Origin of the sequence: Neobacillus sp. 204 (assembly GCF_046562815.1) — a bacterium.
GTDB lineage: Bacteria > Bacillota > Bacilli > Bacillales > Cytobacillaceae > Neobacillus.
In genome coordinates, this window is sequence record NZ_JBJORY010000033.1 from 1 (window position 1) to 11678 (window position 11678).

Here is an 11678-nt window from a genome sequence, read left to right on the forward strand (position 1 = left end):
CGAGGAGGGTATCCCCAGTTCCGTTAATTACTTTCCTAACATGTCGTTCCCCTTACCCCGAGAGATTCTTCGGTGCTGCTATTCCAAGTTCTTCACACCTTCCATGGTCTTCGCCCATCTTATCAAGGCTCGACTTCTCTTTATCCACCAGAAGGTGGGTCCTTTTGACGAGACGGCAGGATTCACTTTATGTTACAACCTGTTAGTTTGCTTGCACTCAATGAGTTACTTTGTCACAGGGCTCCAACCTTAGAATTTCTTCACCAGTTGCCTGTCAGCTACTGAGCGTCTTGGTACTTACTCAGATTGGACTTTCACCAATTAGCAATTAACGGCTTGCTGGGCATGCACAAGAAAAAAGACCGCCGCAGCGATCACTTCTTTAACTCTTGCACCTCGTTAGCTGCGTAAGGAATATACAAAATTAATTTGTAGAATTTGCGATTTTTATAAGTTCGTTTTGGGATAATTTAGTATTTCCTTTGTACTTTAGTTCCATTTCTAATTCTTTTTTCTTATTTTTCCAATTTAATAATTGTTCTTTGGAATTTTCGCGATAAAAGAATTTTGTTCCTGATATTAAATTTTTCTTTTTCCATTAGGATCTTTATATGAACTAGTATTTTCTGAAGCAGTTATAGTAATCTCCTCTTCAGAACTCTTATAAACCAATTTAATTATGTCACAGTTTCTACCACATCCCTTTGTAGTAGCATAACTTTTAGAATAGTTTATAGGTAAATATCTAGGTTTAATATGAATTCCTACTGATTTTTCTGCAAAATTTATTGGTTCTCTAATAACACCAGAATAAAACACCAAAATAAAAAATATTGTAAAAATCACATAATAAATTATTTTCTTTTTTTTCATACTTATTCTTCCTTAATGATTTAATGCACTTCATTTGAAATAAACATACAAGCCATATTTTTTAAATAAAATTGTTTACTCGAAATCAATCGCTCTAAAATCTATATACAAATTTTATCATATCTTATTGAACTAACTGCTCCGTTAGTGAAACAAGTCCTTTTGTTCTATTGCACATTTTCCTCGAAGTATGCAATTACGAATAGTAAATGGTTTTTTTATACAAACTATACTTATACTAAAAGGAGGTTCTGTTATGCGTGATAATACCAATTTGGCTGTTTTTGTCTTTTTTTCACTTTTAGGCTTTGTAGGAACAATAATTTTTAGCAGTGTCATAATATCTCAAAATAACCAAATTAAATCAAAACTTGAAAACGCAAAACAAACGTGATTCCTTTCAAGAAAAACTTGAGGGGATTTTTTATGTCATAATATAGTTCAAATGCGTCCTATTATTCAACTCCCTCAGATTGATACGAATATCTCTTGAATGCTCACTTATTCGCAGGATTTCATAACCCCTATAAATAGATTGACGGGTAATTGGAAAACATCTTCACTTAATCCTTTATTTTTACTTCAGTTATATTTAATACTCCCTTTTTACTCTTCGATGACAAACTCCAGGGAACGACAACGAAAATAAGGTGCTCCCTTACTCGCTAAAATTGACAATAGGCAATTTGTTTAATTACATACTTTCCGTTTTTTATTATATTACAAAATAGTATAAATCATAATCATTACGTTTTATATTGACGGAAAATTTAAAACATAGTATATTCATAAAGGTGTAAATAGTAATGGTTACGATTTCCACTGAACATTAAAAAGGAAATGGAGAGATTTTATTTATGCAAAAGGAACTTATCAAATCAATACTTGTGTTTTTCTTATTAGGTGTAATCCTTACAGGCTGTCTAGAAAAAGTAGATACACCTGTCGAAAATGCTTCCTCTAATTCTGAACCTGCTTCTTCTGATTCCAATTCTGAATCTACAGACAGTACCAATCATAGCCATGATCATGACCTTAGTGGCGATGGTGAAAAACAAAAAGAAATATATTCAGGGATATTTGATGATGACGAAGTTGAAGATAGAGAATTATCAGATTGGGAAGGAGATTGGCAATCAGTCTATCCATACTTATTAAATGGAACTTTAGATGAGGTCTTACATAAAAAAGTAGAAACAAAGAAAGATAAAACCTTTGAAGAGTACAAAGAATATTATAAAGTTGGATATGAAACAGACATTGAACGAATCGTTATAAAAGATAATACGATGACATTTTATAAAAATGGAGAAGGAAAAACAGGAGAATATAAGTATCATGGATACGAAATTTTGACTTATGAATCTGGAAATAGAGGCGTTCGTTATTTATTTGATTTAGTTGGAGAAGCAGATGGTGTCCCAAAACATGTTCAATTTAGTGATCATAGTATTTATCCAACAAAAGCAGAACATTACCACATTTATTTTGGAGATGAAGATCATGTCACTCTTTTAAATGAATTAGACAATTGGCCAACTTATTATTTTTCTAATTTAAGTGGAAAAGCAATCGTAGAAGAAATGAATGCACATTAATTTTATAAAACTGTTTTTATAGTGTTAACCTTTTAGGATAGTTTTCCAAGAGTGAAAATTTTATTAAAAGACGAATAGTATTATTTTTCACTTTTAGTTCGAGAGTATATATATAGCTTTAGAAATAAGCATATTTTATACTCTTGAATACTTATTTAACAGAAAATGATAACTTACAAATATCCCCGTTCTTAAAAGGATATACTTCATGAAATTTAGTTTCTTTTTTCCTTTGTTTAGCGGAAACTCAATTCTAGAAAAAGGTGCTCCCACGGAATAAAGTATCTATAAACTTCGCCACATATATAATGCACTTCTACCTAGTTAGTTTGCTTAACCAGTAGGCAATGATAAATTTCTTGTTCCAATAACCTGCTTCATTAGCTGAAGAAGAAAAAAGGATCACCTCATCAATCCCCTTTCTTCAACTTTTGCACCCGTTAGTTGATTAACTCAAAGAAATATTTCAGCCTTCCAACTACTTGACTTTGATTTTACTACGATTAGGCTTCTTCAACATAAGTCTCAATAATCGAAGAAGGTAATTTCGAATATGCCTTAATTGCAGGCACAATGTATCATCTAACTAACTCAGAAAACTCTTAAAATTTCGCTTGTTTTGAATCTAATTCTAAAAAAGACATATAGTCATAAGGAACAAATATTTGAACTCCCTCAGTTTGATACGAATATCTCTTGAATGCTCACTTATCGCAGGATTTCATAATCCTTGTAATTGGATTTACGGTTAATAGAAATGAGTTCAGATCATTTTGGCTTCGTGAAGGCATAATTAAATAAAGGAGTCAGCTATCACTCCATATTTTACCATATAATGTGCTACTCCACGCCGCCCTTGGAGGCTTTCCCTTCCATTTCTCAACGGGTCAATTGCCCTCTCAAATTTAAAACAAATTAAGGACTTTTGGGTCTAAAATATTGACATAAAAATCCTTAATATCTTGCACACTGTCACAAAATTGATTATAAGCAAGATAACGGTGTATTCTTTCGCTTGTTTTTAAATTCCCCTAGCATCTCTATCTATGAAGAAGTAACCGCTTTCTAACGAATATAAACAGTCATTCACCAACTTGCCGTCGATTTGAGTGCAATTTGGCACGATTTCATCCAAAAACATTCCAGCTTTCTCCAAAACGCGGCGTGAACCCAAATGCTCTTCAGAACAAACTGCAATAAATTTTTTGAATCCTAACGTATCCACTGCGAACTCAATTATGATTTTGATTGCTTCGGTAGCATAGCCCTTGCCTTTATATGCTTCCAGTATTATAAAGCCTACTTCCGCAGTGAGTTTCTCTAGGTTGCGGGTGCATATGCTGATTAAGCCAACGTTGTTACATGAGGAATTTTCGTTGATTATCCACGTTAGCCAATGGGTGGATTTGATGCTCCACGGAGCGATTTCCTTATCAAAGGTACGGCGGATTTCTTCATCGCTCTTTACCTCTCCGATGTGTTTCATAAGTGCAGGGTTGGAATAGATCGAGTGGATTAGTTCCCAATCTTGTCGTGCCAGTCTTGTGAGAGTCAGGCGAGGGCTAAGGATTTGTTTATTCATGTTATCCTCCTTTGGAGATAGTAGGGTTGTCGATAGGGTGCATCCACTTCCTATAACAAATGAATGTAATACAATATTACCTTTCTTGAACTAAACTGCTTCTTTAGTTGCATAAGAAAAGCCGCTGTAACTGGCAGTTGGATCTTCAACTATTGCACCCCGTTATTTGAAGAAGCACAAGTGTAATTCACTGCCCGTTGGTAAATAGCATTATTCCTCATCACCAAAGCCAATCATCACTCCAACAACCTCTTTTAAAATGTTATATTTTACTTTTACTTCGTACATTCCGTCTCCATAACCAGACATTGAAACCGCACCACCTGGGACAACTCCCCCCTGTGCATCTGAAGCAACCATATCAGAACATGCAACAAAATATTTTAATCCAACTTCATCAATCTCTATGTCATGGACATTTTTCACTTCAAATTGGAGGACATCGTCTCTACCAAATGTTTTTAGGTCAAAAATTCCAGCTTGTGCAGAGTCAACTCCAATTAACTTTTCGCAAACACGCCATTTTCCACTAGGTTTTTTTTCTCCATAATATACGATTAAACTTTCAACGACTTCTTCAGCTGTGTAAAATATGGATGCTGTCCATTTCCCATTTTTCACATTTGAAAGTATGTTTTGCAATTCTCCTTCTTCATCTACCTCGTAACAAGGGTCAGTAACAATTAACTTTCCACTTTCTACTGTAAAAGTACCCACTGTTTTAGGCTTATTAGTATTCACTTTTGGCACATACCAATCAATAAATTGGCTTAAAGTTAATGCTTTACAATCGCTTATCCCAGTTTTATCTTTCCAAAGAAAGATTAATTCCTGCATAAATCTTTTTCTAATGCGGTAGCAAAGTTTATCACCATTGATATTTTCACCAATACAAATCATATCACCCGGCACATTTTCAGGTCTGTATTCCCGATTTTGTTTTACAATATCAATTGCTAATGATGATTTTTCATTATTTTGAATATGGAACAAAGTCCAATCACCAAATTTTGCTCCATTCGTTTCTAAAAAAAGTTCTTTGAATTCATCTGGAAAAATAGCACCAAGTGCTTTTTCTGTTTTTTTCAATTCAAGTAACGAGACTCCAGCCACTTTCGATCTTGGATTAATCATGTTTATTACTTTCTTCATCTCTTCCTCCATGATACTTTCGGATTACTTTGTCATACTACATTCAAATTAACTATGAGTGTTTTCGATATTTATTATTAAAAACCCTCTATTTATTCAATAAAATAATGCATTTCTTCTTCTACTAACCTGCACCGTTAGCACAAAAAGAAAAAAAGACCGTCGCAGCGATCTTCATCTTTAACTATTGCACCCGTTACTTTAAGGACAATTCTTCACAAACTTACTTTTACATAAAAAAAGAGCTGCGGTAGCAACTCAATATTAAACTTTTACACCCGTATTTACTCTTTTTTAAAATTCAGTGCCTTGGTATTCATCTTGAAATAACTTTCTGGTGTGATTAACTAAAACGAAATTTAAAAATAATAACCAACGTAAATGTGACGTGTGCCAACCGCCAAAAGCGACACGATAACGTATAGCGAATAAAAAAAGACTACCCATTGGGTAGAAAAGATGTGTTAACTATATATGAAAAGAGGGTAATGCTATAAATCAATGTATGTTATGCCATCCTTTTTGAGTGATTTCTATGACCCGAATTTTCCTAACAAAATGTTCATTTATAAAAATCTCTACAGTCTTAGAATATCTGTCATTAATCACTGGATTCATACTCCATATGTTCCCCAACCCCTGTATACAGTTCATATTTTCTAGTCCGGGTTTTCTGCCCTCTCTAAGAAAAATTCTAGCAGAACCAATTCCGTTTGCCGGGTAATGTCCGAGTTCTTCTACTTCATCACATGGTGTGGGCAATTGACCAATGAGTCTTACAGTTATTAAACCGTCTACTCTAAATGCATCAGCTTCGGTAAGCATAAAATTATCTCCTCGTATTAATTGATTAAAATAACTGTAGTATTATATGTATTATCCATGGCATGGTACCGAAGTTTAACCCGCCGCAACCACCCTCCTAATTCAACTCCCTCAGTTTGATACGAATATCTCTTGAATGCTCACTTATTCGCAGGATTTCATAACCCTTATAAATAGAATGACGGGTAAATGGAATAAATTCAGATCATTTGGCTTCGTGAAGGCATAGTTAAATAAAGGAGTTAGCTATTCCTCCATATTTCACCATATAATGTACATCTCCACGCCGCCCCTGGAGGCTTTCCCTCCCATGTCTCAACGTAAGGACTCCAACAAAAGGTTTTTCCTAGATAAACGCAACCATTGCTTAATCCTTTTTTAAGTTATCTAGAATAAATTCTTTGAATACGTTCTTTGCATTCTCCAAGGTGTTCAAGGTTCCTGTAATTTTACTACAAGGGATGTTGTTCGTAACTGGTATTCCAAGAATTGTTCTTTGGCATTTCCAAATGGGAACCCTTATTTTTATTTTGTACTTTTCTAAATGGGGTTCTATTTCCACTAAAACTAATGAAACGTAACCTGGCGTAAATAAATTGATACCGTTTTTTATAACCTCTAGATGAAGCCTTTGGTTTTTCTTTTTAAACATAGGTTCAATTTCATTCATTAAGAAACTACAATGTTGAACGAAACTTTGTTCAGTAGATTTTATCATCTTATTTAATTCATCAGAAAAATCACTCTGTGAGTATTCCATAAGAAACCTCCGATTATCTATTTAACTTTCTTGTTAAGCTAACCTGCCCCTTTAGTGCAATAAGAAAAGCTACCTAATGACAGCTTGATCTACAACTCTTGCACTCCGTTAGTCAATAAGTACATACCATTTTCAAAAGAGGTAACAATACAATTGAATTGGAAAAGTCGTAAAGAGGTGTATAGAACAGTTATTAAAGGAAGGAGTATTCAGCAATATGAATTTCCATTGGTTACTTGGTTTATTATTTTTTTCTCAACAAGTAAATATGCCAGACAGTTTATTAATTACTAATAATGGACACACTCTCTCAACGAAGAACCGTTCTGATTTTTCCATGTACTACCCTGAATTACCAATTATAAATACAGAAAAGCTTAACGTGTTAATGGATGAAATCAACCAAAAAGTCTCAAAGATGCCTAAAAATGCAATTATAGATCAAAAAGGAAATATTATACGAGAGCAAGTTGGTTACCGTTTAAATCGTCAAACATTTACAGAACAAGTTTATTCTTTTTATTTTAACAAAGATACATCTAGGTTAGAGATCCCTTTACAACTTATTTATCCGAATGTGGACAGTGAATTACTTGGAGAAATTCGAAATGAAAAGATTGGAGAATATGTGACATCATTCAATTCATATAACCAGGGACGAACCAATAATATATTCCTTGCAACAAAGGCGATTAATAATTTTGTACTTTTCCCAGGTGAAAGTTTTTCCTTCAATAAGGTTGTTGGAAAAAGAACGTCAGTAAAAGGATATTTGCCTGCCGCAGTAATTAGTAAAGGAGAATTATCAGAAGATATTGGTGGTGGAATTTGTCAAGTATCATCTACCCTTTTTAATGCTGTGGATAATGCTGGATTAAAGGTTATTAAGCGTTTTTCACACAGTAGGCCCGTAAATTATATACCACCTGGGAGGGATGCTACTGTTAGTTGGAATGGACCTGATTTTGTTTTTAAAAATAACTACAACCAACCAATTCTGATTCAAGCAAAAACGTTAGGAAACAAATTAATTATCGAGTTATATTCTTCAGATGTCATTAAATTTTTTCCAAAAGAGGTTCCAAACCTACCTTATGAACAAAATCCCCCAAAGTAATGCTATTTTAGGCTTTTCGCGGCATATAAGATAAGGGGATTTATTCCTTCGAAATCTAACGTGTTAGTTGAACAAGAAAAAGGCGATGCCTTCTTAAAGTATCGCCTCCTTTAGTGGAAAAGATTTCCTCATTATTTTAATCGGAGCTCCCCCAATCTTATTAATTCATAAACTGCCTGTGTTCTTTCTTTTACGTTAAGTTTTTTTAAACTTTACTAACTTCGTACAGTAGCATCACTAATAAAATGTATATTAGCAACTTCTTTTGTGGTTTTTCCCTTTATCAATAAATCGAATACTTCCCTTTCTCGGGCGGTGAGTAAATTCTTTAATGTAAAAAATGCTAAAGGACATTCTCTTTTAAAAACTTATTTAGTACGTTATGTTCGGATTACAAATGAAAAGATATTAGTGTAATAATCAAATTAATTTTATAAAAAGCTTTTGTCCACTAGTTTAAATCCATCCTTATATGTAATAAGTATGGATTTTTTTCTGTATTTATATATCTACGTAATAACATTTCTTCTTAAACTAAACTGCCCCTTTAGCTCAATAAGGAATTCAACAAAAACGTGCCTTAATCCTTCTTAGATTAAAGCACTCCGTTATATTTGTTCCTGAAAGCCACTTCTACAATATTTTTTTATCCTTTTTAGTTTCATTTGATTGACTTGTTTGTATATCTCTTGTAAAATTTTGTTAAGTTTTTACTTTAGATAATGCACTTACTTAAAAGTAAGGGGATGATTTATCAATGATTCATCAGCGTGAATGTCCAGTTGAGACACTCATTCATGTTTTAGGTGGCAAATGGAAGCCAATGATTTTATGGCATTTGATTGAATCCAATAAGCGATTCAACGATCTGGAGAAGCTTATACCTGATGTTTCACAAAAAATGCTATCACAACATCTCCGAGATTTGGAACGAGAAGGCATAGTCGATAGAACGATCTACCCTACCATCCCTCCAAAAGTAGAATATTCCCTTAGTGAATACGGCAAAACATTGATCCCTGTAGCAGAAGTCATGTGTGCTTGGGGAGAAAATCATAATAAGCGGAAATATAAAGAATCAGCGTCTTAAAGCTGGTTCAATGAACTTGTACACTAATTCAATCTACTCAAAACAAAAGCTGCCACGGGATACCGGGCAGCTTTTGTTTACCTACAGTCGGTACTCCTGTTATGAATTAATTTTCGGGTTTGAGTTAATAAAACTCCTGATAGTGTAGGATTGTCGCCAATCTGTCTTTAGAAATTTCCTGTCCTCCCGAACTCCGCGTGAACAATTAAGTCATCCCATTCTGTCATGCTTACTTTTAAGTAAGTACCTTACTTTAAAGTGGGTTCTTAACATAATATTATAACGATGCTAAGCTTGAGTTAACCAAATATTAAGAGCCATTTAAGAGGAGGAAAGAACAATGAAAATTATTGTTTTTGGAGCTACGGGGAATACAGGAAAAAGAGTGTTGGCGCGAGGGATAAAAATGGGGCATGAAATGACAGCATTTGTGCGAAATTCTGAGAAGCTTTATGATCAACTAGGTGAGCATTCCGCACAGCATGTGAAGGTGATCGTGGACGATATTATGGACCCGGTCAGCGTCGGTGAGGCGCTCGCGCATCAAGACGCCGCTATTATTGCAGCCGGCCATGCGGGCCAGGGAGAAGAGTTTGTTCGTATCGTCGATAACATTATAACCCAATGTGAATTCCAACCTAGTTTCTCTGGGCGGGTATGGATAATGGGAGGAGCCGGACTGCTGGGTATTCCATATACCGATCTTATCGGCAACAATTTACCCGGCTTCCCGCCTGAGTATAAAAATCACAACCGGAATTTTGAACGGCTACAGCAGACTCAACTCGATTGGTCCATTATGTGTCCAGGTACAATGATTGATTCGATAGAGCATCCAGATCCGGTTCATCTGCATGTAACAACGGAAACCTTGCCCATTCCGATTCCGGAGATGATCAAGGAATATTCCGAGGCAGATATAGCACGTCACTTGTTCAGCCGACTTCAAGAGCTGGATGTTGCTTATGACGATGTCGCGAAATGTATGCTGGACCATATAGATCTCGGAGGATCGTTTAAAAGAAAAAGGGTCGGTCTTGCCTATCAAAGCGATATTCCGGTGCACTGAGGAGAAGGGAGATAATCGGTTTGTTTGGATTACTGCTCGTTTTGCATATATTGGCTTCGATCGCCATAATTGGTCCCGCTTTCGTGATGCCCATGGTAAAGAGATGATATTAGGGGCCAACCTTGAAGGGAGAATCATAGAAATTCGCAGTTTCCCAATAAAATCCGTTTTAGGCGAGTTATTATCAATGTTGCTTTAAAATAAAAATTGATTAAAAACACCCCGCAAATCCACATTTTACGTTAAATTAAATGAACCTGTTTTGAAAAGGATTGTTCAAAACGGGTTCATTCTTTATGAAGCAGTATACAATTTTTATAAAAAAGTTTGATCATTTTCTACCGATGATCTACAACAATCGCTCCCGATTGCGGAATAATGAAAAATCAAAAAAAGCTTTCACTTTTTTTCTATTCTTTAGTCCTCTAATTTGTTCCATACCTTTTAGCTGCTCTAGTACGAGCACGCTCAGCTTCGACCTCACGATTCCGTGGCTCGGAACTCGTTACCAGTGTGTTCAATAGTTCTCTAGAAACCATTGCAATCTCATTGACTGCACGAATAAACGCCTCCTCATTCGCCTTTGAGGGCTTGTTATAACCCGTTATCTTTCTAACGTACTGAAGAGATGCTGCATGAATCTCTTCTTCAGTAGCTGGTGGGTCGAAATTAAATAATGTTCTAATGTTCCGGCACATAACTTACTCCTTTTTGTGTTCATTATTGTTGGTATTGTAAAAAGATTGATTAAATTTCACTCTATATCCTTTATTTCATTGCATATAAAAATTCATCTTTTCGAACAAAATTGATCAAAACGATGGCTCTTTTCTATTTTTAGAATTACCATTGATGGAAAATTCCCCTTCATATCTAACACCTACTTTTAAAAAAAGGCTAAGGTATTTATTCTCCATTGCTTTTAACAATACCTTCTTTCACTAATCTGCTTCGTTAGTGGAGTAGAGTAAGAAACTGATTTCAATGGGATAGCCTTCGGCTATCTCTTTTTCTTTCAGTCCCTCCTCATCAATCCATACGTGAGGTTTTCCCTCATACGGCTTTCCGACGTTCTTCTTTCTTTGGCATTATGGTAACTAACTAGCCAATTTCACCAGAATATGACCAAATTCTTTTCTTACGTCTCTTAAATTCCCATGTTTCTTTTTCCTATTTCTCTTATTGTTATAGAATAAATTAAGGCGTTCTAACACATACCAATCAATTCGATTAAGCCATTTCTTGGCGTGAGATGATATTTGATAGTAATTCTTGAATCCTTGCAGTTTCTTGTTTAATCCCATCACCAAGTTATGTATATCCATATACAGTTTTCCTCTTGGCTCTGTATATGCCTTAATCTTTGCACGCATTTTTCTTCATTGCGTTCTTTTTCGGTATATACGACATGACGTATATTGTTTTACCACCCTTTAAACGGAGTGGAAATTTCCGATTATGAAAACCCAGAAAGTCAAATTCTTCTATATCATCCTAGAGATGGACTAATCTTGATTTATCCCTATTTATTGAGAGGTCAAGTTTTTCCATAATAGCTTGAATCACCCGAATACTTTCGAGTGCATTTTGTTTGGTATTGCACATGATGACG

13 protein-coding genes and 1 pseudogene are annotated in these 11678 nt (G+C 34.9%); 6 read left to right on the forward strand and 8 right to left on the reverse strand.

What is annotated here, in order from left to right:
• Positions 1-579: 579 nt before the first annotated feature.
• The gene (locus ACJ004_RS29700; RefSeq protein WP_410896681.1) at positions 580-873 is read right to left on the reverse strand and encodes a hypothetical protein; all 294 of its coding nucleotides are present in this window, start codon (positions 871-873) and stop codon (positions 580-582) included.
• 256 nt (positions 874-1129) lie between these two features.
• Here ACJ004_RS29700 and ACJ004_RS29705 point away from each other — a divergent pair, with 256 nt between their 5' ends.
• Both ACJ004_RS29705 and ACJ004_RS29710 read left to right on the forward strand, forming a co-directional pair.
• A complete protein-coding gene (locus ACJ004_RS29705; RefSeq protein WP_410896682.1) occupies positions 1130-1267 on the forward strand; it encodes a hypothetical protein in 138 nt (45 codons plus the stop codon).
• A gap of 463 nt (positions 1268-1730) precedes the next feature.
• On the forward strand, positions 1731-2471 hold the full coding sequence (locus tag ACJ004_RS29710) for a metal-binding protein ZinT (protein ID WP_410896683.1): 741 nt from the start codon (positions 1731-1733) through the stop codon (positions 2469-2471).
• 1021 nt (positions 2472-3492) lie between these two features.
• On the opposite strand, the gene ACJ004_RS29715 is transcribed toward ACJ004_RS29710, so the two are convergent.
• From ACJ004_RS29715 to ACJ004_RS29730, 4 genes are all read right to left on the reverse strand, one after another.
• On the reverse strand, positions 3493-4053 hold the full coding sequence (locus ACJ004_RS29715; protein ID WP_410896684.1) for a GNAT family N-acetyltransferase: 561 nt from the start codon (positions 4051-4053) through the stop codon (positions 3493-3495).
• Between the two features lie 210 nt (positions 4054-4263).
• Complete coding sequence (locus tag ACJ004_RS29720) at positions 4264-5217, reverse strand: SMI1/KNR4 family protein (protein WP_410896685.1); 954 nt, start codon at positions 5215-5217, stop codon at positions 4264-4266.
• Positions 5218-5703: 486 nt separating this feature from the next.
• On the reverse strand, positions 5704-6030 hold the full coding sequence (locus ACJ004_RS29725) for a hypothetical protein (protein WP_410896686.1): 327 nt from the start codon (positions 6028-6030) through the stop codon (positions 5704-5706).
• A gap of 367 nt (positions 6031-6397) precedes the next feature.
• On the reverse strand, positions 6398-6790 hold the full coding sequence (locus ACJ004_RS29730; protein ID WP_410896687.1) for a hypothetical protein: 393 nt from the start codon (positions 6788-6790) through the stop codon (positions 6398-6400).
• A gap of 217 nt (positions 6791-7007) precedes the next feature.
• On the opposite strand from ACJ004_RS29730, the gene ACJ004_RS29735 reads away from it, so the two are divergent.
• Complete coding sequence (locus ACJ004_RS29735; protein WP_410896688.1) at positions 7008-7907, forward strand: VanW family protein; 900 nt, start codon at positions 7008-7010, stop codon at positions 7905-7907.
• 131 nt (positions 7908-8038) lie between these two features.
• Here the strand turns inward: ACJ004_RS29735 and ACJ004_RS29740 are convergent.
• Positions 8039-8236, reverse strand: a pseudogene (locus tag ACJ004_RS29740) (LuxR C-terminal-related transcriptional regulator); the annotation flags it as partial.
• Between the two features lie 428 nt (positions 8237-8664).
• Between ACJ004_RS29740 and ACJ004_RS29745 the strand changes: the two are divergent.
• The 3 genes from ACJ004_RS29745 to ACJ004_RS29755 all read left to right on the forward strand — a co-directional run bounded on the left by ACJ004_RS29745 (position 8665) and on the right by ACJ004_RS29755 (position 10265).
• Positions 8665-8997, forward strand: coding sequence for a winged helix-turn-helix transcriptional regulator (locus ACJ004_RS29745; RefSeq protein WP_335348215.1), 333 nt, complete (start codon positions 8665-8667; stop codon positions 8995-8997).
• Positions 8998-9337: 340 nt separating this feature from the next.
• Positions 9338-10066 (forward strand): NAD(P)-dependent oxidoreductase, encoded by a 729-nt coding sequence (locus ACJ004_RS29750; RefSeq protein WP_410896689.1) that lies wholly within the window; start codon positions 9338-9340, stop codon positions 10064-10066.
• Positions 10035-10265 (forward strand): hypothetical protein, encoded by a 231-nt coding sequence (locus tag ACJ004_RS29755; protein ID WP_410896690.1) that lies wholly within the window; start codon positions 10035-10037, stop codon positions 10263-10265. Before ACJ004_RS29750 ends, ACJ004_RS29755 begins: the two co-directional genes overlap by 32 nt.
• A gap of 226 nt (positions 10266-10491) precedes the next feature.
• Here the strand turns inward: ACJ004_RS29755 and ACJ004_RS29760 are convergent, their stop codons facing one another.
• Together ACJ004_RS29760 and ACJ004_RS29765 are read right to left on the reverse strand one after the other, a co-directional pair.
• A complete protein-coding gene (locus tag ACJ004_RS29760) occupies positions 10492-10764 on the reverse strand; it encodes a DUF2277 domain-containing protein (RefSeq protein ID WP_410896691.1) in 273 nt (90 codons plus the stop codon).
• Between the two features lie 399 nt (positions 10765-11163).
• On the reverse strand, positions 11164-11439 hold the full coding sequence (locus ACJ004_RS29765) for a group II intron maturase-specific domain-containing protein (protein ID WP_410896692.1): 276 nt from the start codon (positions 11437-11439) through the stop codon (positions 11164-11166).
• Between the last annotated feature and the right edge of the window lie 239 nt (positions 11440-11678).